The organism is Paenibacillus sp. B46(2026) (genome assembly GCF_056786355.1).
This window is the reverse complement of the sequence record NZ_CM165907.1, coordinates 1,662,823-1,689,628: the sequence shown is the minus strand read 5'-3', so window position 1 is coordinate 1,689,628 and position 26,806 is coordinate 1,662,823. Positions and strand designations below refer to the sequence as shown.

22 protein-coding genes are annotated in these 26,806 nt (G+C 48.8%); 7 read left to right on the top strand and 15 right to left on the bottom strand.

The genetic code is table 11. The features are described from left to right. Positions 1–77: 77 nt before the first annotated feature. The 4 genes from AC1S8V_RS07555 to AC1S8V_RS07540 all read right to left on the bottom strand — a co-directional run bounded on the left by AC1S8V_RS07555 (position 78) and on the right by AC1S8V_RS07540 (position 4,065). Positions 78–1,367, bottom strand: a complete 1,290-nt coding sequence (locus AC1S8V_RS07555) for an ammonium transporter (RefSeq protein WP_482073090.1) — start codon at positions 1,365–1,367, stop codon at positions 78–80. Then, positions 1,364–1,783 carry a hypothetical protein gene (locus AC1S8V_RS07550; RefSeq protein ID WP_482073089.1) on the bottom strand — a complete coding sequence of 140 codons (420 nt, stop codon included), beginning with the start codon at positions 1,781–1,783 and terminating at the stop codon, positions 1,364–1,366. The genes AC1S8V_RS07555 and AC1S8V_RS07550 overlap by 4 nt, the downstream gene beginning before the upstream one ends. 364 nt (positions 1,784–2,147) lie before the next feature. After that, positions 2,148–2,651: an N-acetyltransferase family protein gene (locus AC1S8V_RS07545; protein WP_482073088.1), complete on the bottom strand. Its 504-nt coding sequence runs from the start codon at positions 2,649–2,651 to the stop codon at positions 2,148–2,150. Between the two features lie 313 nt (positions 2,652–2,964). Then, complete coding sequence (locus AC1S8V_RS07540; RefSeq protein WP_482073087.1) at positions 2,965–4,065, bottom strand: peptidoglycan DD-metalloendopeptidase family protein; 1,101 nt, start codon at positions 4,063–4,065, stop codon at positions 2,965–2,967. Between the two features lie 220 nt (positions 4,066–4,285). On the opposite strand from AC1S8V_RS07540, the gene AC1S8V_RS07535 reads away from it, so the two are divergent. From AC1S8V_RS07535 to thrS, 3 genes are all read left to right on the top strand, one after another. Next, positions 4,286–5,047: a response regulator transcription factor gene (locus AC1S8V_RS07535; protein ID WP_482073086.1), complete on the top strand. Its 762-nt coding sequence runs from the start codon at positions 4,286–4,288 to the stop codon at positions 5,045–5,047. Continuing rightward, the gene (locus AC1S8V_RS07530; RefSeq protein ID WP_482073085.1) at positions 5,044–6,804 is read left to right on the top strand and encodes a sensor histidine kinase; all 1,761 of its coding nucleotides are present in this window, start codon (positions 5,044–5,046) and stop codon (positions 6,802–6,804) included. The genes AC1S8V_RS07535 and AC1S8V_RS07530 overlap by 4 nt, the downstream gene beginning before the upstream one ends. A gap of 472 nt (positions 6,805–7,276) precedes the next feature. Further along, a complete protein-coding gene (gene thrS, locus AC1S8V_RS07525; protein WP_482073084.1) occupies positions 7,277–9,277 on the top strand; it encodes a threonine--tRNA ligase in 2,001 nt (666 codons plus the stop codon). A 12-nt stretch (positions 9,278–9,289) separates the two neighbouring features. Here the strand turns inward: thrS and AC1S8V_RS07520 are convergent, their stop codons facing one another. Next, positions 9,290–10,153 carry an SDR family oxidoreductase gene (locus AC1S8V_RS07520; protein WP_482073083.1) on the bottom strand — a complete coding sequence of 288 codons (864 nt, stop codon included), beginning with the start codon at positions 10,151–10,153 and terminating at the stop codon, positions 9,290–9,292. Between the two features lie 104 nt (positions 10,154–10,257). Between AC1S8V_RS07520 and AC1S8V_RS07515 the strand changes: the two genes are divergently transcribed. Together AC1S8V_RS07515 and AC1S8V_RS07510 are read left to right on the top strand one after the other, a co-directional pair. Next, complete coding sequence (locus tag AC1S8V_RS07515) at positions 10,258–10,800, top strand: hypothetical protein (protein ID WP_482073082.1); 543 nt, start codon at positions 10,258–10,260, stop codon at positions 10,798–10,800. Positions 10,801–10,856: 56 nt separating this feature from the next. Next, the gene (locus tag AC1S8V_RS07510) at positions 10,857–11,588 is read left to right on the top strand and encodes an MBL fold metallo-hydrolase (protein WP_482073081.1); all 732 of its coding nucleotides are present in this window, start codon (positions 10,857–10,859) and stop codon (positions 11,586–11,588) included. 269 nt (positions 11,589–11,857) lie between these two features. Here AC1S8V_RS07510 and AC1S8V_RS07505 read toward each other — a convergent pair whose 3' ends face one another. After that, on the bottom strand, positions 11,858–13,069 hold the full coding sequence (locus AC1S8V_RS07505; protein ID WP_482073080.1) for a PQQ-dependent sugar dehydrogenase: 1,212 nt from the start codon (positions 13,067–13,069) through the stop codon (positions 11,858–11,860). A gap of 252 nt (positions 13,070–13,321) precedes the next feature. On the opposite strand from AC1S8V_RS07505, the gene AC1S8V_RS07500 reads away from it, so the two are divergent. Beyond that, a complete protein-coding gene (locus AC1S8V_RS07500; protein WP_482073079.1) occupies positions 13,322–14,410 on the top strand; it encodes a M24 family metallopeptidase in 1,089 nt (362 codons plus the stop codon). A gap of 290 nt (positions 14,411–14,700) precedes the next feature. Here the strand turns inward: AC1S8V_RS07500 and AC1S8V_RS07495 are convergent, their stop codons facing one another. Together AC1S8V_RS07495 and AC1S8V_RS07490 are read right to left on the bottom strand one after the other, a co-directional pair. Next, positions 14,701–15,384 carry a queuosine precursor transporter gene (locus AC1S8V_RS07495; protein WP_482073078.1) on the bottom strand — a complete coding sequence of 228 codons (684 nt, stop codon included), beginning with the start codon at positions 15,382–15,384 and terminating at the stop codon, positions 14,701–14,703. 265 nt (positions 15,385–15,649) lie between these two features. After that, complete coding sequence (locus tag AC1S8V_RS07490) at positions 15,650–17,047, bottom strand: L-cystine transporter (RefSeq protein WP_482073077.1); 1,398 nt, start codon at positions 17,045–17,047, stop codon at positions 15,650–15,652. Between the two features lie 342 nt (positions 17,048–17,389). Between AC1S8V_RS07490 and AC1S8V_RS07485 the strand changes: the two genes are divergently transcribed. Continuing rightward, complete coding sequence (locus AC1S8V_RS07485) at positions 17,390–19,090, top strand: methyl-accepting chemotaxis protein (protein ID WP_482073076.1); 1,701 nt, start codon at positions 17,390–17,392, stop codon at positions 19,088–19,090. 126 nt (positions 19,091–19,216) lie between these two features. Here AC1S8V_RS07485 and AC1S8V_RS07480 read toward each other — a convergent pair whose 3' ends face one another. The 7 genes from AC1S8V_RS07480 to AC1S8V_RS07450 form a co-directional block, all read right to left on the bottom strand. Continuing rightward, the gene (locus tag AC1S8V_RS07480; protein WP_482073075.1) at positions 19,217–20,800 is read right to left on the bottom strand and encodes a cobyric acid synthase; all 1,584 of its coding nucleotides are present in this window, start codon (positions 20,798–20,800) and stop codon (positions 19,217–19,219) included. A gap of 54 nt (positions 20,801–20,854) precedes the next feature. Continuing rightward, positions 20,855–21,739 (bottom strand): adenosylcobinamide-GDP ribazoletransferase, encoded by an 885-nt coding sequence (cobS, locus tag AC1S8V_RS07475; RefSeq protein WP_482073074.1) that lies wholly within the window; start codon positions 21,737–21,739, stop codon positions 20,855–20,857. Further along, a complete protein-coding gene (cobU, locus tag AC1S8V_RS07470; protein WP_482073073.1) occupies positions 21,736–22,293 on the bottom strand; it encodes a bifunctional adenosylcobinamide kinase/adenosylcobinamide-phosphate guanylyltransferase in 558 nt (185 codons plus the stop codon). Before cobU ends, cobS begins: the two co-directional genes overlap by 4 nt. Continuing rightward, entirely contained in the window at positions 22,290–23,447 is a 1,158-nt protein-coding gene (gene cobT / locus AC1S8V_RS07465; protein ID WP_482074426.1) for a nicotinate-nucleotide--dimethylbenzimidazole phosphoribosyltransferase, read from the bottom strand. Before cobT ends, cobU begins: the two co-directional genes overlap by 4 nt. A 45-nt stretch (positions 23,448–23,492) precedes the next feature. Then, a complete protein-coding gene (locus AC1S8V_RS07460; protein WP_482074425.1) occupies positions 23,493–24,245 on the bottom strand; it encodes an ABC transporter ATP-binding protein in 753 nt (250 codons plus the stop codon). 137 nt (positions 24,246–24,382) lie between these two features. Beyond that, positions 24,383–25,429: a FecCD family ABC transporter permease gene (locus tag AC1S8V_RS07455; protein ID WP_145320342.1), complete on the bottom strand. Its 1,047-nt coding sequence runs from the start codon at positions 25,427–25,429 to the stop codon at positions 24,383–24,385. After that, on the bottom strand, positions 25,426–26,424 hold the full coding sequence (locus tag AC1S8V_RS07450) for an ABC transporter substrate-binding protein (RefSeq protein ID WP_482073072.1): 999 nt from the start codon (positions 26,422–26,424) through the stop codon (positions 25,426–25,428). Before AC1S8V_RS07450 ends, AC1S8V_RS07455 begins: the two co-directional genes overlap by 4 nt. Positions 26,425–26,806: the final 382 nt, after the last annotated feature.

The window sequence follows — 26,806 nt, the reverse complement described above, 5'->3', positions numbered from 1 at the left end:
GGACGTCTTTCCCTGCTTCTAGCAAAAAAAGAGACTGACATTCCTTGTCAGTCTACTTCCTTATTCTATATTCCATTTCAACGGTTCCGATCAGAAGACTTCTCCTGGTAAGCACGCATATGCTCCTCACCATCCAGGAATTCATGAGCCTGATGGGCTGCCATCACACCATGATAACTGATATCCAGACCCAGATCTTCCTCTTCCTCAGTCGAACGAACAGGTACAATTTTGCCAATCAGCTTTAAACCGATCCAAGTCATGGCGAATCCCCAGATGACCAGGGCTGTAAGGCCAAGTGCCTGAACACCCAGCAACCTCCAGCCGCCGCCCATGAATAATCCACCATCCGTGGCAAACAGACCTACAGCAATCGTACCCCACATTCCCGATGCGGCATGCACCGGGAATGCACCGACTGGATCATCAATCTGCCGACGGTCCAGCCAGTTGGTTGCAGCCATCATCAATAAACCGGATACTGCACCAATGAATATCGCTGCTACATCGCCAACAAATGCACAGCCTGCCGTAATGCCGACCAGTCCCGCAAGCGAACCGTTAATGACCGATGGTGCATCCGAACGATTGAAGCGGAATAACGTATACAACAGCGTAACTGCACCACCCGAAGCCGCGGATAACATCGTCACAATGGCAATGTGACCAATTCTTACATCCGTCGCGCTGAGTGTACTACCCGCATTGAAGCCAAACCAGCCGAACCATAACAGAAATGCACCTACAGATGCCAGTGGCAGATTGCTCGGGAGTGCAATGGCACTTACGCCAAGTGGCGTGTATTTGCCTTTACGCGGGCCAATGATAATCGCAGCCGCCAATGCCGAGAATCCGCCGAGTGCATGGATGACAGCCGAACCGGCAAAGTCCTGCATCCCCAGCTGACTAAGCCAGCCGCCGCCCCATGCCCAGTGTCCACCAATTGGATAGATGATCGCCGTCATCAATATGATATACAGAAGATAGGCACGGAAGTTGATGCGCTCTGCCACTGCTCCTGAAACGATGGAAATTACAGCAATGGTAAAGGCAGCCTGGAACAACCAGAATGTCTCCAGAGATACCGGTACGTCCAGGTGAGACAAATCCCCATTCAGGAAAAATCCCGTTACTCCCGCAAAACCGCCAACGTCCGAACCATACATCAGTCCAAAACCGATGGCATAGAACAGCAACGTTCCAATCGTAATGTCAGCAAAAACCTTCATAATAATGTTCACACTATTTTTATAACGCACAAAGCCAGCCTCGAGCAGGGCGAATCCACCCTCCATCAATAAAATCATCGCTGCACTCAGTACGACCCAGACCGTATCGACCCCGGTACTTAACGTCTCCAAAGTCATGCTTGTACATCCTCCGTTTCACTAAGCTGTCTGAGCTCGCGGATTGTATCAGGCGCAAGCTCAATCTCGTCCCGCTCCATGCTGTCCGGATGCTTAATTCGTTCTGCGATCTGATCCAATTCACGTATGCGTCTGCGAATCTGTTCCATCTTGCGAAAACGTTCCTTCACCTGAACCATATATTCCACCGCCTGATGGTGGGTTGCAGGGCGTCCCGCAAACCATTTGCGTACGGTTGATAACGATTGATAAGCGACCTCTTCCGCTCGACGCTTTTGTTCGAACTGTTCAATCTTCTGCTTGAGCGTTTCGATCTCATTTTCTTTTTTGACCTTCAGCCGTTCGATAAGGTACAATAAATCGGACGATGATATTTGCAATGCTGTATGGTGATACACCTCGTCGATTACTAACATATCATGTCAGGACTCCTTACATATTGAGTTACTTGTTACCGATTATAGTTTGCCGGGGTCTGTCCGTCAATCTTTTTTTGGAGATGTTACCGTTTGAAAATGATCGTTCGTGGAGAACGGCTTTTTTTATTTCAAATTAACTGCACCTAACAAGGTTAATTATTATAGTTATTCGCATCCAATCATTTAATTCTCTATGCTTACAGAACAAGCATCCACATTTGGAGGATTAAGCATCAGCTTGACGTATAAACACTACCTCCATTTCTCATAGAGAGCACTACATTGAAACGACAAAAAACCTCCAAACCTATAACTAGGTTGGAGGTTTTAGATGTTCTTATCTCATGATTAAGAACGTCACTTATATTTTTTTGCCCAAAATCGCCAGATCTCTATTCACACCATCCAGCACAGCCACTTCGGGATAATATCCCCACTGCTCAAAACCATGCTTGCGCAATAACCCCAGACTCGGTTCGTTATGCCCAAAGACAAATCCGAGAATGGTCGTAATTCCAAGTGCAGGACACGCCGCAAATACAGTTTCGAGCAAACGTCCACCCGCCCCAATTCCGCGGCATTGCTGATCCACGTATACACTGACTTCCACCGTTCCATTATACGCAGGGCGCCCATAGAACGAGCTGAGACTTGCCCAAGCTACCACATGCCCTGCCTGCTTCATCACCCAAAGAGGACGATGATCAGGTGAATGGTCCTCAAACCACGGAATACGTTGCTCCACCGTCACCGGCTCCAAATCCGCTGTTGCCATACGGCTCTCAATGGTAGAATTATAAATCTCCACAATTCTCGGCAAGTCCTCCAGGCGCGCATATTCAATCTGCACATCTTCCAGCTTCATCGCTACTCCTCCATCATTCCAGATCGAACCTCTAATTATAAAAGATATTATAACGGAGAAGAGAAGTCTTCGTCACCCCTTACATTCTGACAGAGAAATCTGTATATGTTTAATTAAATATTTACACGAAAACGGAGAGGACAGAACCAATCAGAAGAAGCGAAGCGTGCGCCTTTAGCCCCGGATTTTCCCTTTATACAAGGGAATCAATAAAATCTGGGGATAACAGCGATCGGAAGATGGTTCTGACCGCGGAGTCGTCCATTGTAAATTCAATGTTTTAACATATATATATATATATATATATATAGCATTACTCTGGAAGTCCCTGAATTGTGTTCCCACGCGTTAACTGCTGGCTCTGGTCTGCCCAACGAATGTTGATTGAGCGAGATGTGAACAGATCCGGGCCGTCCGATACCTGGAAATGCAGATGAGCTTCACTGGAGTTCCCCGAATTACCAAGCTCACCGATGAGGTCTCCCTGCTTGAGCTTATCTCCTTTTTTGACCGCAACACTGCCTTTCTTAATATGTCCCGTAATGCTGTACTCCCCATTTCCATGGTCGATCACCACATAGTTACCCGGGGGCTCTTCCGGATTCATCACACCCGGTACATTGTCCGGAATATCGTTCTTGATGTCCACGACAGTACCATCGGCAGCTGCATAGAGCGGTTCACCAAAAGCAAAGTAGTTTTCATTTGACGTTGCATCACCTTGATAGCTTGATTTGTCTTTTGTGCGAACAATGTCCAGCGCATAGCGCTGCGTTTCATGCTCATAATGATAGTTGGAAAACACATCATGGCCTCCCCAGAATACATACCACTCGCCCTTCACGGGGAAATGAAACTCGGTTTTGGTGAATTTGCTGTCCGTATCCTCATAAGTTTCTAACGGCTGAATTAAGAGACCCTCAATCTGATTTTCTTCAGAAAAATAAACTTGTACACCTTTCGTTCCAGTTTGATCCTTCCAGCTACGCTCGGTTAATTGATTCATTTCGGCATCTACCACTAACTCCCAAGATTCCACACCCTCCAGAAACTGGTTAGCAGCTTCCTTGAATTGTTCCAACGTTAAGGCTTCCTTCAATTCCGGAGAAAACTGACTATAGATCGCATCCTTTGAACCGTTCATCAACGTATCTATGAAATTGTCCGGTGTAACCATCACACTCACCTCTGAACTTGATTTTTGCTCCAGATTGGAGTTCTTGCTCGATTCATTATGGGACGCCTGTTCGGCTGACTGCTGCTCCGCCTGGTCGGAAGTAATCGAGTTGCTGTTGCCACAAGCAGACAATATCACGCAAGCTCCAAGGGTAACTGCAAGGACCTTCCAGCCCTTTCTATGCTGTAATTTCGAATGTGTGTTTTGTTCTGAGTTCAGATGACCTTCCCTGTTCATTTTCAACATCCCTTCTATTAATCGTTATACGTTCCAGTTAAGTGTACAGAATGAGTCTTATCCTTCGTCTAACCCCAACTTACCAGTAGTTAAACTCGACTTGCCCTCTAAAGCTGCATAATTAAGACTCCGTTAAGATAGCTTGTGCGCTATACAGCCCTCTTGGATGGTATGATTAGCAATAAACACAAAGGAAATATCAGGAGGTCATTTTTAAACTATGGATCACGTCTCATTACTGCTTGTGGATGATGAACAGGCTATTCTGCATATGCTCAAAACCGTGCTGCTCAAAGAGCAGTTTCTCGATATTGATACCGTTACAACAGGCGAAGCTGCCCTTGAGGCCTGCAACAACAAGACGTATCATTGCATCGTGCTCGACATCATGCTCCCTGGGAAAAGCGGACTGGAAATCTGCCCTTTTCTACGGCAGGTCACCGATGCACCCATCCTGTTTCTAACAGCCAAAACAACGGATTATGACAAATTAACTGGGTTCGCCGTCGGTGGCGACGATTATGTCTCCAAACCCTTTAATCCGCTAGAAGTGGTTGCTCGAATTAAATCATTACTGAAGCGTTATTTGCCATCAAAAACAGTAACCATCTCGGACCTCGTCTCATCTAACGTAAATACGTCATTCCCTAGCATGCCGGAGGGTGTGTACGACTTTGGACGATTCCAGGTATTGGAATGGGCTGGTGAACTTCGAGTTGAAGGAGAATCCGTATCCTGTCCGGCACTTGTGTTTCAACTGCTGCTCTTTTTCTGCAAGCATCCCAATCGCATATTCACCAAATCAGATCTATATGAGCGGGTATGGGGCTCTGAAGCCATTCGTGATGACAATACCGTGATGGTTCATATTCACCGCATTCGGGAGCGCATTGAAGCCGATCCTTCCAATCCAGTGTTTCTCGTTAACGTCCGGGGTCTGGGATATAAACTGATTCAGCCGGAACATGTGTCACGCCCATGAGTATTCGTCGCAGGTTAATGACCCGGTTTATCGGGATGCTTGCTGGTGCAGTCGTTCTTATCATTCTGCTTGGTTCTTTAGCCACCTATTGGGTCGTGCAAAAGGTAAATGAAGTGAATCTGGTAGATGATTTTGCTACTAACGGTCTGGACCAATTAATTAATACAGCAGAAATCATGCCAGATGATACCATCCAATATGACCCCGAATTGCTGAAGCAAGTGGATAAAAATAAAGGCTGGCTCCAGGTTCTGGATGAACAAGGTTACGCCATTGATGAATATCACACACCCGCCGATGTTCCTACTCACTATAAACCGGGGGAATTGATTGCATACTGGGAAAGCCAAAAGCCGTTCCCTTATCAGATTGTCATGCTGATCCGAGAGAAAAACGGGAAGGACTTCACCTTGTTATATGGCGAGAGTAACCCGGCCAGGGTCCTAATAGATCAAATTCGTTCGGATCGAGGTCCCGTCAGTGGAAAATTCGCTCTTCAGCCCGACCAACAGGAGGCCATTCGTGCCGCCAATGCCTACCTTCAAGTATTGGACCCGTCAGGACGTGAAATCTCCTCCTTCAACAAACCAGCCATGGACGTACCGACCGAATACACCATTCAGGAACTCGTTCTGCAAGTTCGCTATCCGAGTCGATTCGGCCTGTCTGTTGCAACGTGGTACGACGAACAGAATGAAACCACTTGGCTGATTAGCATTCCTGGTGACCCATCCGCCACCGGGAATCAGAACCCCTACAGTTTTATTCTGGAACCGGCATTGGTTATATTGATCGTGAGCATCATCATTCTGCTCATCTTGCTCGCCTTCTGGTACGCCAACCGCTTCGGCTCGCCCATGCTGCATATGCTCCAATGGTTACAGCGTCTGGAGCGAGGGCATTACGAGGAACCTACCGGAGCGTTAGGAGTGCCTCGCAGTCAGCGTCGTAACGGAAAGTGGAAGCGTAAATACAACGTGTATGCTGAAGTGCTTCGCTCCATGCAGGCCCTGTCTCACACATTGAAGCAAGATGAAGAACTTCGGAAACAGACCGATTCTCTACGCGAGGAATGGATCGCCGGCATAACACATGATCTGAAGACACCCCTCTCCTCCATTCAGGGATATGCTCATATGCTTGAGGCGGATAAGTATAGCTGGACCGAGGAAGAAGTCAGGGAATTCGCAGGCATAATGCTCGATAAATCCATGTATATGGACAGGCTTGTCAACGACCTTGCCATGACCTATCGATTACGCAGCGGAGGATATCAACCTGTGGTGGAAGAGACTGACGTAAATACGTTGCTCCGTGATCTGATCCAGCGCGCCGAACGGAATCCGGCATATGGGGAAGGTCGCATTCTCTTCCAACCTTCCGAAGTGCCTGTGTATGGACTTGTCCATATTCCGTCGTTTGAACGAATTGTGGATAATCTGACTGCCAATGCCCTTCTTCATAATCCGCCCGAGTCCATCCTGGTTGTCAGTGTGCATTCTGGTAAGCAGGCAGATGAATTCAGCATTCAGTTTGCCGATAATGGACGAGGCATGGACCCCGAGACGGTATGGAAGTTATTTGAACGATACTATCGCGGTACAGATACAGGTACATCGGATGTTGGATCAGGGCTGGGCATGGCGGTAACCAAAGGTTTGATCGAAGCCATGAATGGTCGTATTGAGGTACATTCCACGCCTGGTGAAGGAACGATCATTCGCTTAATATGGGATGGGCCGACCGAAAGCAATTAAAATGTTCCACTTGACCTTTCCATTTTCAGTCTATATAATCGACACTCAATAACACCTGTTCCCATATATTGATATTGAATGCAACACATTTCAGAATCATTCTAATGAGTTGATCTAACATATTTGGCGATGACCAGAGACAAGATTTCGATTGCGTGCTGCCCAGAGAGAGAGGGGATTGGTGAAACCTTCTTCAGCGAACGGACCGGAATTACCCCTCTGCAGCCGTGACCTCGAACCTCAGCATTCGGACTCCCTTCGGATGTTCAGCATTGTTGCCAGTAGAGTTCACCGCCTGATCCCCGATAACGGATTCCAATGAGGGTTATGATGTTTCCTGTTCACGGCGGCTGGTCGAGATCAGGGGGCACCATAACCAAATTAGGGTGGAACCACGAGCCAAGCGCACTCGTCCCTTTTCCGGGACGGGTGTTTTTTGCGCTTTCATTTTAAGAAATGGAGAGTGGTTCACATGAGCAAATCGAATAACAGTAACGCTGCAAGCAACAAATCAGGTAACGAAATTAACAACCAAGCAAATGATCTGCAACAATCCAGTCATTCCATCGAGGTCCGTCTGCAAGGCGGCGCGGTACGTTCCTACGAAGCAGGCATCACTGTAGGTGCGGTTGCCTCATCTATCAGCACAAGCCTGGGAAAACAGGCCATTGGCGGTATTGTAGATGGTCAAAATGTCGATCTCGATTATGTGCTCAAGCAAGATTGCGAACTTGTCATCGTTACTTTGGACAGTGCGGAAGGTCTGTATCGTTATCGTCACAGCACAGCACATGTGCTGGCACAGGCGCTCAAACGTATCTACGGTGCAGAACAAGTAAAACTGGGTATCGGCCCCGTCATTGAAGATGGATTCTATTATGATGTCGATCTGGAATACGCCCTGTCCATCAGTGATCTGGCCGCCATTGAACGGGAAATGAACAAAATCATTCAGGAGAATCATAAGATCATTCGCCGTGTGGTTAACCGTGAAGAAGCCCTTCGGATCTTCGGAGAGATCAGGGACCCGTACAAGCTTGAACTCATTCAGGATTTGCCAGAGGACGCTGAGCTTTCAATTTATGAACAAGGAGAGTTCTTCGATCTATGCCGCGGTCCCCATCTTCCATCCACTGGTCGGATCAAAGCGTTCAAGCTCTTGAATGTGGCTGGTGCGTACTGGCGAGGGAACTCGGATAATAAGATGCTACAACGCATTTACGGCACTGCTTTTCCGAACAAAGCCCAGCTGGATGAACATCTGCACATGCTCGAAGAAGCGAAGAAACGAGATCACCGTAAACTCGGCAAAGAGCTTGAACTGTTCATGTTCTCCGAAGAAGCTCCCGGCATGCCCTTCTATCTGCCCAAAGGCATGACTGTTCGCACTGAACTGGAGCAATTCTCCCGTGAGCTGCAATTGCAAGAGGGATATCAGGAAGTCCGGACTCCTCTCATGATGAACAACCGGCTGTGGGAGCAATCCGGTCACTGGGAGCATTACAAGGACAACATGTATTTCTCGGAAGTGGACGATGCGACTTTTGCACTGAAACCGATGAATTGCCCCGGGCACATGCTGATCTTCAAAAACACACGCCATTCCTACCGCGAATTGCCGATTCGCATGATGGAATTCGGTCAGGTTCACCGTCATGAATTCTCAGGTGCCCTGAACGGTATGATGCGTGTGCGGACATTCTGCCAGGATGATGCTCATCTCTACGTCATGCCGGAGCAGATCGAGGACGAGATCAATCAGGCGATCTCACTGATCGGACGTATGTACGATATTTTTGGATTCGAATATAAGATTGAGTTGTCCACTCGTCCGGAAGATTCCATGGGATCGGAGGAGCTGTGGGATCAGGCAGAACGTGCATTGCAAAATGTTCTGGATCGTCGGGGCGTGGAATATCGCATTAACGAAGGAGACGGTGCCTTTTATGGCCCGAAAATTGACTTTCATATCCTCGATGCGCTGAAGCGTAGCTGGCAGTGCGGAACAATCCAGCTTGATTTTCAAATGCCGGAGAAGTTCGACCTCACTTATATTGGCGAGGATAGCCTGAAACACCGTCCTGTCGTGATCCACCGTGCCATCTACGGTTCCATCGATCGTTTCATCGGCATCCTGACTGAGCACTACGCAGGCGCGTTCCCACTCTGGCTTGCACCTGTGCAAGTGAAGCTGCTGCCTGTATCGGATCATTACGCCGATTACGCACTTCAAGTACAAAGCCAGCTCCGCGCTGCGGGCATCCGGGTAGAAACAGATCTGCGCAGCGAAAAACTGGGATATAAAATCCGTGAAGCCCAGATGGAAAAAGTGCCTTACTCGCTCGTACTCGGTGAGAATGAGAAAAATGCCTCATCCGCCTCTGTCCGTGCATACGGTCAGGGAGATCAAGGCATCCAATCTATTGAAGCTTTTATTGAAATGATCCAACAAGCGGTGAAAGCTAAAGTCTGATCCACATCCGCGTCACAACTTCTCGTCAGGTTTCAGCCCAACCTGTTCTTCACTCCACGTCCAGAAACGCTCAGCTGAAGTATCATCAACGGCATGTGCCTTCAGCTGCTGCTCTTTCTGTTGATAGTAGTAACGCCCGGTGATCCCAACGACTTCAGGGCTTGTGGCCAGATAGACAGCCGTTCGCGCCCCTTCTTCAGGGGACAGAAAGAATGGAAGCTTACCTGCAAAAGCCATAATGCGTGTGCCGAATCCGGTATTACGATCCACGCCAATACGGGTTCCCACCGCACCAGGGTGCAGACAGTTCACTGTGACAGAAGTACCTAACAGTTTGCGGGCCAGTGCACGAGTGAACAGCACGTTCGCCAATTTGGATTGAGCATAGCTTTTGATCGGATTATAACCTTTGTGCAGATGTGGATCTTCGAAGTGAATTTTACCGGCCTTGTATGCACCTGACGAAACGTTCACAACCCGTCCCTGCTTTGCAGCTTTCAGAGGTTCTATCAAAAGTAAGGTCAGCAGGAAATGCCCCAGATGGTTAATGCCGATACTCTGTTCGAACCCGTCTGAGGTTTCCTTCCGCTTGACCATAACCACCCCCGCATTATTAACCAGAACGTCCAGGCGATCATGGCGCTCGCGGAATGTGCGGGCAAACTGGCGTATGCTTTCGAGTGAACCCAGGTCACACAGCATCAATTCAATCGCAGAAGAGCCGGACTGACGCACAGCTTCCTGAAGAGCCTCCTGTCCGCGCTTCTCACTGCGGCATGCCATAATTACGCGATATCCTTGCCTTGCAAGTTCAATAGTAGTTGCCAACCCCATACCTGAGTTGGCTCCTGTAACAATTGCTGTCTGAATGGACATGAGGTACTTCCCTTCTGAACCAGAGGTTCCGAAATTAGAGGCGCGACGACAGACAATATGAGATAATGATAGGATCACATCTCGGTTTCCATGGGAGGACAAGTATGCTGACCAAAGAAGATTTTAAAAAAGTTAAAAGACAAGCCAAACTTGAAATCGCACTACTCGAACAGGAATATGAGGATATCTTGCAGAGCGTCGATTCTACGCTGTATGAAAAATACGGTATCTTGGACGACGAAGAAACACGTGAGCTTACCCGTAAACGCAAAAACCGAAGATATGCTTCACTCGTCATTGAACTATGCGCCATTATTGAACAAATGTTAAATCAACTGTACAGACACGTCTATCAGAAAAAGTTTAATTCGACCCAGCTGATGAAAACTCCTGCCTACCGTGCACGTTCCAACATGGAGATTATTCAGGCTGAACTAAGTAAAGAATTCATTGCCCTGGAATCCGAAAAGGAATACTTTGCCGAAGCCCTTAGTCAGGTGTTTCAGACGAGAAACAAGCTCGTTCATGATAATTTCTCATTTGTCACCATCGTTAAAGATGGCAGTAATGAAGAAGAAACGTTCGAAGCACTACTCCATACCGTTAAAAAATATAGAAAACACTTAAAATATAATCGTCCTGAATAACAACAATCATCGCTTAAAAAGAAAAGGAGGTGTACCGGACTAAGGTCCGGATCACCATGAGCCATCCAACAACTTCGATTACTGTCCTAAATCTCCAGATTCCCACACCTTCCGGGAACAGCCCCATATTCCCCGTCATGCTTCGTGACGAAGATGGCGTTACCCTGGTGGATACGGGCATGATTGGACAATTTGCTGAACTTCAATCCGCATTGGAACAAGAGAGCGTACAACTCTCGGACGTCAAACGTGTGATTATTACCCATCAAGACATCGATCATATCGGTAATCTGGGCGCTCTTCTGGATGCTATCCCCGATCTGGAAATCTGGGCACATGCCGATGAGATTCCATATCTAACAGGTGAGAAACCTTTGATCAAATTCACGCCTGAACGTCGTGCTCTGCTACCTGCTCCTATTCTGGCTTTGGCAGACCAACTGCTCTTGCAACTGCCTGAAGTGAACATCAGCAGAATGCTGGCAGGCGGAGACCTGTTACCCCTTCAAGGCGGTACACAGGTCATTCATACACCGGGACATACACCAGGTCATATCTGCCTGTATTTCGGGGAGCAGCAGTTCTTACTCGCTGCCGATGAACTTCGTGTGGTCGATGATGAACTGGTTGGCCCTGCGCCACCCGCGACACCGGACATGCCTGAAGCGCTGCGAAGCCTGAAGAAACTGACAGACCTTAAACTCAATAAGATTCTCTGTTATCACGGCGGAGAGTACACCAACCATCCTGCTGAGTGCATTGCCACACTTGCGGAGAGCGCAGAGTAAGGAATGAACACAGCCTCTGCTGAGAGTGCAGACTCATAAGTTCTCATTGGTAGGAATTCAACGTGTATGCTTTCGGCTTAACATCATACTATCCTGAATTCGTACGACACATAAAATACAATCAAGGAGCTGTCCCAAAGTCATGAACTTGACGGGACAGCTCCATTTGATTAATTAAACAAGTGCATTTTTCATCGAACTCTAAATCTCTATATAAGGTGCGTCAGGTTCGCTAGAGAAATTATAGAGAGGGAGTAATTCACCTCGCCCTAACTCTCCGGAGTAAGCACAATCAATTTGTCATCCCCATCACGTGGCGATCCCCGTCCATCCCGATTGTTCGTAAGCACGTATAACTTTCCGTCCTCACCCGCACTCACATTGCGAATACGTCCCCACTCATCTTCAAAGATCGGCTCCACCTGCTCTACCTTTGTGCCATCTTCCGAAAGAGTGACCTTCAGCAGCTGCTCTCCACGCAGATTCGCAACAATCAGTGATCCGGCCCATGGTCCTTCTTCAACAAAAGCTACACCAGACGGCGCCCATGTGTCATTCCCACTATGTGCAAGCGGAGCCTGATATGCACCGTTGTCATCTTCATCTCCTTCTACCTCAGGCCAGCCATAATTCTCACCAGCCACAATCCGGTTAATCTCATCATGATTCCGTTGACCATGCTCGGTAGAATAGAGATACCCGTTATCCGGGTTCCAGGCCAGTCCCTGTGCGTTGCGGTGTCCCATGCTGTATACAGGTGAATTCGGCCATGGGTTGTCTGCAGGGATCGATCCGTCGAGACCAATCCGCAATATTTTACCCCCAAGGCTATCTTCGTTCTGTGACAGTTCCGGTTCATACCGCTCACCTGTCGTGATATAGAGCAACTTGTCCGGGCCGATCTTGATCCGTCCACCGTTATGATTCGTTCCGCCTGGAATGTTACCAAGCAACTCTTGATCTATAACCACTTTCCCATCATTCACCTTGAGGCGTAACACCCGATTGGCAATGTCGTCGCCTTCCAGATAGGAGTGGTACGCATACAGATAACCGTTCTCCTCGAAGTCCGGATCCGCTGCAAGGCCCAACAGACCTCCTTCACCTTCTTCATTAAAGGGGGCTGAGAATTCAATCAGTGGTTCAGGAGCAAGTTTGCCATCCTCAATGACCCGAATCGCACCAGGGCGCTCCGTTACAAACATCCGACCATCAGGCACACTTACAATCTCCCATGGTGCATTCAATCCTTCAACCAGAACGGAAGCCTGATACGGAATAACCGCCTCTCCCTGCGTTCCACTCTCGTTTCCATTCCCACCGTTATTGCCTCCAGTGGCTGTCTGTCCCTGATCTGTTCCCTGTCCCTGAGACGCTTGCTCTGTTTCTCCCGTAGAAGGCTCACCTGGAGAGCATGACGCGGTTAAGAGTGCCATACTTAATAAAGAAGCATACAGTGGAACGGTTACTCGATTATTCATGATTACATCTCCCTTCGCAGATCATTTTTTCGTATAAAATAAATAAGCTACGCTTCATTGCGTTTTTATCTATAATTGTAGTGTTTTTATTCATGTGTTAAAGCGGTTTCGCCCTGTATTACCCTTCACGCTCGCCACCTAAACGGAGAATTATAGGGATTCCAAGGATATGGAATTACTGCAGTTTGGAATTCCTCCATAATCTTTTATAATAGAAAGATAGAAGGAATGGAAAGGTGGACATATACACTCATGAATCAAAACCCTTTATCTCGTCTTGAAGCCGGTCTGTCCGGGCAAGGATTGGACGCCATGCTCATTACAGATCCGAAACATATCTACTATTTGACTGGATTCGCAAGCAATCCGCATGAACGTTTCCTTGGTCTGGTTCTGGCACGCGGAGAAGAACCCTTGTTAATCGTTCCTGCACTCGATGCTGAAGCTGCCGCTGCCGCTTCCTCGGTATCCAACATTGCCACTCACACGGATACGGATAATCCATACGCTTTGTTTGATCGTTATCAAGGGCGCTTGGGCCGATTAGGTCTCGAAAAAGAGTACGTGACGGTCGCACGTTATGAGCAACTGACCGCCGCACTGGGTGCTGCCAGCTTCCAAGATGTTGGCCCCCTGCTTCGCACATTGCGTGTCAAGAAAACACCTGATGAGGTAGCACGCATTCGCCACGCTATTTATCTGATCGAAGAAACATTGCGTCAAGGCCTCTCTCACGTTCGCACAGGCGTAACCGAGATTGAGCTTGTTGCCGAGATGGAGTATCAGATGAAGAAACTGGGTGCTGATGGCCCATCCTTTGATACCATGGTGCTCACAGGGCCCAAAACAGGTCTGCCACACGGTACACCGGGTGAACGAAAACTGCAACATGGTGACCTGTTGATGTTCGACATGGGTGTGTATGCTGGCGGATATGCCTCGGATATCACGCGTACATTCGCTTTTGGTGACATCTCACCTGAACTCAAAACCATCTATAACACCGTGCTCGCAGCGAACGAAGCTGCCATCCAAGTGGTGAAACCAGGCATTACCTGCGCAGAAGTGGATCGTGCAGCACGCCAGGTCACGGAAGAAGCGGGATACGGCGAGCGCTTCATGCACAGAGTAGGCCATGGCTTGGGTATCGACGTGCATGAGTATCCTTCTCTCCATGGAGAAAATATGGACATCCTGAATGAAGGTACCGTGTTCACGATTGAACCAGGCATATATACCGCGGCAGGCGGCGTTCGTATCGAAGATGATGTAATTGTGACCGAGACGGGTGTCGAAGTTCTGACAACATATCCCAAAGAACTGCAAATCCTTACCGACTAATCCTATTCTTTATCGACCCGGTTCACGGAAGCTTCATCTTATACTTAACTCCAAGTAGTGAGCGCTAATCTGGAGAAATCCCAACCGTACACGTACGCCTTCCTTCTACGTATGGGTGTACAGGTTGGTTACAGCCTTATATGCAAAAAGTCCCGCAAAACCATGAAGTCATGGCTTTGCGGGACTTTTTGATGTGGGCTTACAATCTTGCCGCTATGCAAATCTGTATACAGCTTGGTGTGCAGCGCATAACAGCGCATGCTCCCTAACAATCTATGGACAGCACCGGTCTAGGCTTCATCTTTAAACTTAAAGCTACGTGCAGCATACAGAAACGGTGTTCCGACCGCAGTCAATACGAATTTGATGATATACGTGGTCAAGAAGATTTCCAGCCAGATATCCCAAGGGTAGATAAACGCAAACGCAATCGTGCAGAACACCAGCGTATCCACAAATGAGCTGATGATCGAACTACCATTCGTGCGTATCCATAACTGATTACGTCCAGGTGCTACCTTGCGTAGCCAGCTGAACAATCGCACATCCAGGAACTGACTGATGAAATAAGCGGTCAGACTTCCGAGTGCCAGACGTGGCAGCAGACCGAACAACGTTTTCATCGAATCCTGTGCAAAGTCCGTCGGTGCCGGGTCAAAGAACAACACCATCTGCATCAGAACCGTCGTCATGATGAGCGTGAAGAATCCGAACCATACGGCCTTCCGCGCTTCACCCGATCCGTACTTCTCATTGAGAAGGTCACTGGTCAGATACATGCTGACATACATCGTATTGCCTAGCGTCAACACGATTCCCATGATATCTATCGTTTTGGTCACCTGAATGTTGGCTATAACCGTAGCCACACCAATCCAGGCATAGAGACCTTTTTTACCGAACAAGCGGTAACACAGCAGGAAAAATCCATACGTTACGAGAACGAAAACCGCTCCCCACCCTAAGTTAAACATAAATACGTACACTGCCTTCCTAGTTTTGATTACGCGGGATGGTTACGAACCGCGGTTTGGCTCAGGGCCAAAACATGAATACTCTATCACATTTCTCCGTCATTGAACAGCACTAAATAACCCCAAGTCTTCCCGAGTGGCTACTCGTGTTAATGCGGTTTCCACAAAAAAGCCGCCTTTCGGATTTCTCCGAAGGACGGCTCTTTTCAATTGAATTGTACATGGTTTTGGCTCTTTATAGGAGCTTCTACCTATCCATTCTGTATTACGCCTGAACGGCTGAATCCAATTCACGGCTCTGATCATTGAATGTGTCTTGATCATTTTCTTTCAAAATTTTGCTGGTTACAAGTCCTGAAGTCATGGACCCGTTCACGTTCAATGCTGTACGACCCATGTCGATCAGCGGTTCAACCGAGATCAGCAATCCTGCCAAGGCTACAGGCAGGTTCATGGTGGACAAGACAATCAAGGAAGCGAAGGTTGCCCCGCCGCCGACTCCGGCTACGCCGAATGAACTGATCATGACTACGAGGATCAGAGTCACAATGAAGTCCCAGCTCAGCGGATCGATGCCGACCGTTGGAGCAATCATCACCGCCAGCATGGCCGGATAGATCCCGGCGCAGCCGTTTTGACCAATCGTAGCCCCGAAGCTTGCAGATAGATTCGCAATCCCGTCCGATACGCCCAATTTTTTGGTCTGTGTCTCCACATTCAGCGGAATGGCTGCCGCACTTGAACGGGACGTAAAGGCAAATACCAGTGTTGGCAGAACCTTTTTCAGATACGTCAGTGGGTTGAAGCCAGAGAGCGCAATGATAATCAAGTGAATGATGAACATAACGAGCAATGCTACATAGGAAGCGACAACAAATTTAATTAACTTCAGAATCTCATCCGGATTCGTGGTCGCCGTTACCTTCGTAATCAGGGCCAGGATACCGTATGGCGTTAATCGAAGTACCAATGTTACAATCCGCATAACCACCGCATACACCGCATTAACCATGCCTCGGAACGTTTCCGCCTGCTGTGGTTTTTTGCGATCCAGTCCAAGTACAGCTACACCGATAAAGGCAGAGAAAATAACGACTGCTAGTGTGGACGTACGACGTTCTCCTGTCATGTCTGCAAATGGATTCGAAGGAATGAATTCCAGCACCTGTTGTGGAATCGTCTGATCCTGTACATCAACAAGACGTTCCTCCATGCGCTGTCCTTGCGCAAGCTCCCGATCTCCACCCTCGATCTCAATCGAAGTCAGGTTGAAGCTGAGGCTCGTTACAATGCTGACCCCTGCGGCAATAGCCGTTGTGATCAGCAGGATCGCAATAATCGAAACACTCATCTTACCGAGGTTTTGCTTGCCTTTCAGATTCATGATGGCTGAAATGATCGATACCATAATCAATGGAATCACGACCATTTGTAACAAACGAACATATCCTGAACCGACCAGATTAAACCAATCGACCGACTTCGTGATGACATCCGAACCAGATGTGTAGATCAATTGCAGAATTACACCGTACACAACCCCCATGCCCAGACCCGCAAATACGCGTTTCGTAAAGGAAATGTGTTTCTTCTGCATCCAGTAGAGCACACCCAGCAATGCAAGTATGACCACTACATTTAAAATAACTAGAAAAGTATTCATTACTTTTAAATCCTCCTCATATGTGTGCGTAACCGGAATGTATCCGGCTTTCTCTTCTTCGCTAAAAGCGATATTGTACAATATATCATATACCAAACTATTCTGGTAGGTATTAATTGATATTATGTAATATGCATGTAATAGATTCATCTATTTCTGAAAAAATACACCCAATTCTGAAAATTGTTCTATTCAACCTCCGGTTAATTTTGTAATATAGGTATATCCGCTTATTCCCAAGTTTTCTCAACGTATAATTTAGGTCTTTCTTCATTGGTAGATAGGTCTTATGATTACGGAAAAGCGACAATGTTAATGAACATGACGTGAAAGGATGATCATATGTTTCGTAATCGCACCGTTGCCGGTAAAATCAGAGGCACCTTGTTCCTCGTCTTACTGGTTGCTTCCCTGTTGTTCAGTATCAGTTTCTATGCCGTATCGATGAATATTATTCAAAGTTACGTGCTCCCGCAGTTCGACAAAGTCCTAAACACGTCCATTCAGGATATATACAAGAATACTTCAGCTTCCAAAATTCTTCAGGTACAGAGCGGCGGAGCCGGATCTGAAGGTGCTGCCATGACCGTGGAATCGTATCTGGCAGATAAAGCAAAAGAACATAATCTGGATGCAGCTTACGTTGTTGCTATTCAAGATGGCTCAGCCAAAGTGGTTGTTGCCAACTCTTCCTCAGGCATGAAAGCCCAGGATGATATTCATGTAGAACCAGCAATGAATGCAGCTATTGAGAACAAAGAAATGGTAATCAGCGATGTCTACTCCGATTCCTTTGGTGTACATAAAGCAGCCTTTATTCCAATTGCAGGAAGTAACATGATTATGGCTGTGAGCATGGATGCCCAGTTCATTCAGGACAAAATTACCCAGATCTTCTGGTTATGTCTTGGGATTACAGCATTAGTGTTCGTGCTTGGCTGGCTTATCTCCACTAGTATGATCAAAAGAGTTACGAAACCGATCATCAAGCTCGTTCAACATAGCAAACAAATATCCCAAGGTGATCTGACTGCTGAGCTAGAGATCAAAGGTAAAGATGAAATTGCCCAGCTTGCCGCAAGCTTCCAGACGATGACGCATAACCTGAAAGAAATGATCAGCCGTGCCTTGTCCACGTCCAATGAAGTTGTTGCTGGCTCCAATGACCTGCTTCAGCGGGTTGAATCGATGTCTGGTATGGTTCGAAACTCCAGCCGCTCCGCAGAAGATGCAGAGAAAGGCAGCTTCAGCATTGCCTCAAGCGCATCCGAGAACGCCAGAGCTATGGAAGAAATTACGCAGGGTATCATGCATATTGCTTCTTCTTCCGCTGAAGTGTCCGAGCAAATTGGTGAAGCAGCCAACGAGGCAGTTAACGGTAACCGACTGGCTCAGAATGCTGTTGAGCAGATGGAACGTGTAGGTCAGACTGCAAGCGAATCGCTGCGTTATGTTGAAACCATGAATGAACGTTCGGTAGCCATCGGCACCATTGTTGCATCCATTTTTGAAATCACCAAACAGATTAACATGCTGTCACTTAACGCTTCCATTGAAGCAGCACGTGCCGGAGAGCACGGCCGCGGATTCGCTGTCGTTGCCGGAGAAGTACGCAAGCTTGCCGAACAATCCAAAACAGCTACCGAAGAGATTTCGGATTATCTCGCTACCATTCGTGAAGACGCTGAGCGTTCGGTTGACGCCATGAACCGTGTAACCCAAGAGATTGGTTCAGGTACGACTGTTGTTCAACAAGCAGGTTCAGCGTTCCAACAACTGAATGAACTGATCCAAAACGTCAATCTCACCATCCAGACCGTCTCTGCTTCTACACAACAAGTATCCGCTGGTGCAGAAGAAGTGAGTGCGTCCGTTGAAGAAACGGCTCAGATTACGTCCAAATCCCGTGAGAGCATGCTACAGATTGCTTCAACAGCAGATCTTCAGCTCAGCGAGATGGATTCACATTCGAATACGGTTCGTCATCTGCATGAGCAAGCGGTAGAACTGCAATCCGCCATGAAGAAGTTTAAAATAAACTAACAGGTATACCATTAACCCATCATTCCCTGATTTAAACCTCATTTAATCATAGGATATGCAATACCCCCATGCCGCTAACATTCCGTTTCTAGAGAACGGGTTGTCAGACATGGGGGTATTCTTGTTTCACTCTGGTGCTTGAACACCCATAATCTCATACACGCGCTTCATATCCAATGCCGAACGCAACGATTCGGCTACCCGATCGAACTCCATCTCCTTACGTTCATGCGCACTATATGTCTCCTGAAGCGGGGAGAGTCCTTTTCCTGCACGCAAGGCATTCAGCCACGAACGACGGAATGGATCACTTTCAAACAAACCATGCAGATAGGTCCCCCACACGCTGCCATCCACTGTGCCCCAGCCTTCATGGAATGGTTCACCACCTGGATGGGAGATTTCAAATAGTGCGGTTACACGTTCAGGTTCGTGGCACTCCGTTACACCCATATGAATCTCATATCCGTTAATGGGTAATGGAGTGCCTGCCTTATCCGGCTCTTTATGCAGACGAATGGGATGATGAGATTGCACCCGTCCGGAAGCCCTGACCGTCTGCTTCTCCTGAAGAAATGTTGTCGATAGCGGGAGCCAGCCAAGTCCCTTCGCTTCCTGGACCTGATTCGCCTCCACAGCAAACGGGTCCTTCAGATGTCGTCCAAGCATCTGGTATCCGCCACATATCCCTACGAGCTGAACGTTCTCACGTTCGGTCTGGCTGGCAATCGCTTGCTCCAGTCCAGACTCACGCAGGAACGCCAGATCTCCTATCGTATCCTTCGTACCCGGTAGAAGAATGGCATCCGGACTGCCCAATTCCTCTGGCGAGGTCACGTAACGCACATTCACATCCGGTTCACGGGAAAGTGCGTCAAAGTCTGTAAAGTTGGAAATTCTCGGATATCGGATCACCGCCAGATCCAGATCTGTCTTGCCTGATTTCCCATGACGCATGGAGTCCAGCACTACGGAATCCTCCGCTTCAATCTGAATATCTCTTATGTAAGGCAATACACCCAATACTGGAATGCCTGTCCGTTCTTCGAGCCAGTCGAGTCCTGGCTGCAACAGGGACAGGTCGCCGCGAAACTTGTTGATGATAAAACCTTTCACTCGCTCAACCTCATGTGGCTCTAGCAGCTCCAGTGTGCCAACTATGGACGCAAATACGCCGCCCCGATCAATATCGGAGATCAGAATCACCGGTGCATCCGCCCAACCTGCCAGATTCATGTTCACGATATCCCGGTCCTTCAGATTAATCTCCGCAGGACTGCCTGCTCCTTCCATCAGTACCACATCGTATGTGTCCCGCAGCCGATTCAGCGCATCCATCACCGTCTGCTTCGCCTCAGGCAGGAACTTCTGCCGATAATCCGATGCACTCATCTGGGCAAAAGGCACACCGTGTACCACGATCTGTGAATGCATGTCCCGCACAGGCTTGATCAGAATCGGATTCATATCCGTCGTCGCTTCAATACCGCAGGCTTCAGCCTGCGCTCCTTGAGCCCGGCCAATCTCCTTGCCGTCTTCTGTTACGTAGGAATTCAGTGCCATGTTCTGTGACTTGAACGGGGCTGGCTTGAAGCCATCCTGCTTGAATATACGGCACAGCGCCGTTGTAATCACGCTTTTCCCCACATCCGATGCCGTCCCTTGCAGCATGAGTACTGCCGCCGGTTGTTGTACAGGCGTATCTTCCATGCACCTTCACCTCAGTCTCCTGTTATGTCTCACCTTACTCATTCCGTGCGTTTTTCACAGCCAAAAGAGTCCCTGAAGCACACTAAGCACCGTGAGCAAAGCCGCTTCCAGCAGCTCATTCATCGCTCCGTACGTGTCTCCTGTAAGTCCGCCCAGCCTTTCACTGATGCGTGCAGCAACGAATTTGCCAATGATGTAACACGCAAAAGGTACAACAATGACAGCCGACACAGGATACAACCACCATGGCAATGTTCCCAGGCTACTCATCATGGCATCTGCGGTGCCTATATCCGGCCGAAATATCCATACAGCAGCAAACGTAATTACACCTGCAAGAAGGGTCAGCCCGACCGCAGAGCTTCGCGCACGCTGGACTTCCTTCCGCTCACCCAATCCTTTGAATAGGACTGCAAGTCCGTCATCTCCACGTGCATTCGGCCAGGCTGAGATGGCATACACCATGAACCAGCGACTCCAGATCATGGGCAGGATCAACAGCGCACCATAGATCCAGTTACCACGTGCGATAAAATCTGCGATCAAGGCTGCTTTCATCATCAGCAGCAGGACGCAGGCGATTACGCCCATCGCCCCTACTCGGCTGTCCTTCATGATTTCCAGCATCCGCTCACGGGTACGATAGCTGAGCAATCCATCCGCCGTATCCATCCAGCCATCCAGATGAAGGCCTCCAGTGAGCCATACCCATAATGTTAAGGTTAATACGGCAGCGGGAAAGGCGGGAAGAACCGTACCCGTTAAGGCCCCTGCGAGCCAAACGCATAGTCCAATCGCTGCACCCACCAGCGGATAATACACGACACTTTCCCGCAGTAGCGGCGGGACGAAGTCAATCTGCGTTTTTACCGGAAATCGGGATAAAAATTGAAAAGCGGCCGCAGCCGCATGATTACGTTGATGAGTGCGATCTGTCATAAACGATACTCCTTACTTTTCAGCTCAATCGCAATGCCTACAGTCACCAGGAACACTTCACGGCATATGGCAGCGATTCGCTGATTCAATATGCCTGCCAGATCCCTATATTTTCTGCCAAGCGCATACTCTGGTACAATACCATCGCCCACTTCATTCGTGACAAGCACAAGCAGACCCGGGTACGACCTGATTGCTTCTACCAGTGCATCCATGTGATCTTGCAAAACCTGCCCTTCGTGTTCATGTGCAAGCAAAACATTGGTCAACCAGAGCGTCAGACAATCGACCAGAATCGTCGGTGCAGAAGTATCCGTATGGTCTTCTCCCATGCGTGTAATGAGTGCCGGTAATGCGAGTGGTTCTTCCAACGTATGCCATAGATAACCTGATGCCTCGCGCTGATTCTGGTGCAGACTTATACGCTCGCGCATCTCGTCATCATACGCCTGAGCCGTAGCCACATACCAAGCCTCCGAGGAACGTTGCATACAGAGACGTTCGGCAAATGAACTTTTACCACTACGCGCCCCACCCGTCACCAACACACTCATAGCCAACCCTCTCCTTGAACCGTTGAAGCACCTGTAACATCAGAGTCCGCTACATTACCCTCACTTGCACTCACATCGGCATCCGAAGCCTTATTCGTTCCATCGGATACTCCTGCACTTGCAAAAGTCGCCATCTCGTTCAAAAGGAGACAGGCTGCATCAATCAGATGAAGACTGAGCACACCTCCGGTTCCTTCGCCCAGCCGCATATCCAGATCCAGCATCGGTTTCAGGTCGAGTTCACGAAGCAGGGTTGCATGCCCACTTTCATGCGAGGTATGGGAAGCAATCATATAGGCTGTGCTCACGGGAGCAAGCTGTCTTGCAATCAAGGCAGCAGCAGTGGAGATGAATCCATCCACGACAACAGGGCAGCCGTTCGCAGCGGCAGCAAGAATCACACCCGTCAGTCCGGCAATCTCCAGGCCACCCACTTTACAAAGTACGTCCAGTGCATCTTCCCTGTTCGGTGAATTCACACTAAGAGCCTGGCTAACCACGGCGGCTTTCCGCTGCAATCCCGCATCATCAATACCCGTTCCTCGCCCAACCGCTGAAGCTGGTGCAATCCCAGTCAATGCACACATCACCGCCGCACTTGCGGTTGTATTGCCAATCCCCATTTCCCCGGTAACGAACAACTGTGTTCCCTTTGCCACCTCTGCCGATACGACGTCGACCCCTGCAAGAATCGCTTGAATCGCTTCGTCGCGAGTCATTGCGGCACCCTTTGCCATGTTGGCCGTACCTTTACGAACTTTGCGGGAAAGCAGGTCAGGATGTTCCAGATCGGCATTAACCCCGATATCCACACAGATCACATCGGCTCCGGCGTGGCGGGCAAGCACATTAACTGCAGCCCCTCCAGCCAGGAAATTAAGGACCATCTGCGGCGTTACCTCGGCCGGGAAAGCACTAATACCTTCCGCCACCACGCCGTGATCTGCGGCCATGACAATGACGGCTCTGCGATCCAAACGCGGACGAGCCTTGCCAGTGATCCCCGCAAGACGAATAACCAGCTGTTCCAGCTTCCCCAGACTGCCGGGTGGTTTCGTCAATACATCCACATGGGCGGAGGCTTCCGCCGCAACTTCTTCATTAGGACCCACGATCCGACCCAGTAACTGTTCCAACACCTGTTCATTATTCATACAGCCAGCACTTCCTTCATCAAAATATGGGTTGCCCCGCTTCATTCATTCCTTCTCCCGCCGCAGCAAGAGCTGAGGTATTCCATTGTCAGGATGAATCACCATCGCAGGTTTCACGCGAAAGATGTCCTGAATATTGTCCTCGGTCATCAAGGTATGGGGCGTTCCATTCCCCACCACTTTGCCTTCTCGCAGCGCCAGAATGTGATCGCAGAACTGCGCAGCCAGATTCAGATCATGCAGCACAGCCACAATCGTAATTCGGTTCTTTTGCCGCCATGTCGATAATAACTCCATAAATTGCAATTGATATTTGATATCCAGGAACGTAGTCGGTTCATCCAGCAATAATAACCTGGGCTCCTGAGCCATGACCTTGGCAAGTGCCACCCGTTGTCTCTGTCCTCCACTTAGTGCATCCAATGGCCTTTCAGCCATATCCGTCAATCCCAGTTCCTCCAGTACCCGGTCAACCACAGCCGCTCCATCTGCTGATTCTCGCCCAAGCCAATTCTGGTATGGATAACGCCCCATCTCCACGACATCCCTTACAGGATAAGAAATTGCAGGCAGACCATCCTGTTGTAACACAGCGATCATGCGTGACAGATCTTTCCGACTGTATGTGGCAATATCCCGACCATCAATACGTATACTGCCTGCGCTTGACTGTTCTGTTCCGGCAAGGAGCTGGAGCAGGGTAGACTTGCCACTGCCGTTTGGACCGACGACACCCCACCAGTCCCCCTCCGTAACCTGCCAGTCCACCGCGTCCAGGGCTTGATGACTGCCATACATCTTACCTGCCCCGGCAACCGCGATGAGGGATTCGACTGAACCATGATTGGAATGCGTAGCTGAATTCGAACGGATAGTCGAATCCGACTGGATAACTGAACCCGCTTGGGTATCTACATTTGGGTGCATCTCCCCACTCATGGCATCATCCCCTTCCGCAGTTTTTTATTCCGGTGCAGCAGATACGCGAAGAATGGTGCACCTACAAATGCCGTAACCACACCGAGCGGAATTTCGGTCGGCGCCAGTAAGGATCGGGCAATCGTGTCTGCCCAGACCATGAAGATGGCGCCGCCAATAGCAGACAGAGGCACCAGCAATCGATAGTCAGGCCCCACAAGCAGCCGAAGGATATGCGGGATTACCAATCCAACGAATCCAATTACACCGGATACGGAGACCGCTCCTGCGGTAAGAAGAGTTCCCACAGCGAGCACGGACAGCTTCAGCCGATCGACTCCAACTCCGATATGCGCAGCTTGACGTTCTCCGAGCGCCAGAACATTCAAGGAACGTGCACGGCTCCAGAGAAAGATCAGCCCTAGCAGAAAATACGGGAAAAGGATGGCCGTATACGACCACCCACGCAGAGCCAGACTTCCCATCGTCCAGTATATAATTTCATTAATGGTCTGTTTCGACATCGTCGACAGGAAGGAAACCACCGCTCCCAAGAAACTTTGCATCACTACACCAGCCAGAATCAGGCTATGCGTTGGTATTTTGCGTCCTTCACGAGCCAGTGACATGACAAACCATAATGTTAATACACCCGTCAAAAATGCCACCAGTGGCAACGTCCAGATTCCGATCAGTGCATACTGCAATCCGAAGAAAATCAGGAAGGCTGCACCCACCGAAGCACCGGATGATACGCCCAGGGTGAACGGATCTGCGAGCGGGTTCCGAAGAACCCCCTGGAATCCCGCACCGGCAATTGCCAGCGATGCGCCCACGAGCACGGCAAGCAGTACACGCGGGAATCTGACTTTCCATATAATCTGTTCGGCTGCTGCACTCCAGTCCGGCGTGATCCAGTCTCCGATCCATGGCAAGTGATGAAGCAGAATACCTGCAATGTCACGAATAGGCAAGGAAACCGAACCGATACCCGTGCAGATGAGCACGGTTAACACAAGCAGTATGATTCCTGCCGATGCGTACACGGCCAGTTTTTTACTCATTGGAACAGGTCAGGATAGATCGCTTTGGCTACTTCTTTCAGTCCTTCGGTTACACGAGGTCCCGGACGGCTGAGCAGATTGGCATCGAGGCCAATGACTGCATCGTTCTTCACAGCCGTAATTTGATCCCAGCCACTGCGAGCTTTAATGATTTGATCCAGTGTTTTGGAGTTTTCATCAATGACATCATTCGCATACAGAATCACATCCGGGTTGGAGGCAATCACATTTTCTTCATTGATCTGGTACCATTTTTCTTTGTCCGCAGCAACATTGATTCCTCCAGCTACAGTGATCAGTTCATCCATAAACTCACCCTTACCTACTGTCCAACCTGGGGAGAATTCAACGTATACATTTTTCTTCTCTTCCGGCTTAACTGCACTCACCGCTTCAGTTACATCCGTCACATCCTGTTTCATCTGGGTGATGAGCTCCTGAGCTTTTTCCTGATGATCCGTGATTTTACCGAATGTTTCGATATTGTTCATTACATCGTCGATTGATTTTGGATCGGTTTTGAAAATGGTAATACCTAGCTCACGCAGCTTCTTCACTGCATCTTCGCTCATGGAGATGCCTGTGAATACAATATCGGCTTCAGCCGCAATGATGGACTCTTCATTTGGCTTGGTTATGCCACCCATTTTCGCTTTGGTCGTTGCAGCTTCAGGATAATCATCATAGTCGGATACCCCTACAATCTGCTCGTCCAATCCAAGGGCGAATAACGTTTCGGTCTCAGCTGGAGACACAGATACGATTTTGGCTGGTGCCTTGTCAAACGTGAACGACTCACCCGTTGCATCGGTAACGGTAAGTGGATATTGTGTTTTGAGATCTGCCTGCGCCTGGCCCTGGGACTGCTCCTGTGCTGGCTGCTGTGAGGTACCTGTGCCCTCGTTCGTTGTTGCATTGCCACATCCGGCCAAAGCCAGTGCGAGTGCCGCTGCACTCAGCAGTGACGCTACGCTTTTCCAATTCTTGAAATTCATTCTGTTATTCTCCCCTTCTCTATTTACACTCTTTTTTCTTAATGCTCAAACTCTTACTACCCTTGCCTTGGTGTTCCTCTACAAGTTAAACCCATCAATTTTACACAAGGCCACTCCGATTGCAGTACCATCTTCCGATCGCTGTTATCCCCAGATTTTTTGATTCCCTTTTCGAAAGGGAAAATCCGGTGATAAGCGTATGCTTCCGATGTAGCTTTCTTGTAGAAAGCTTTAAGCGAACACTTCGTTTCTTCAGATCGGTTCTGCACTCTTCGTTAACGTGTAAAAGTTCGGTTCATCTTAAATGAACAATAAAAAATCCCCAATCCTTACGTCCAGGATTAGGGATGACGTCTCGCATATGGCGATCTGTACACGTCCA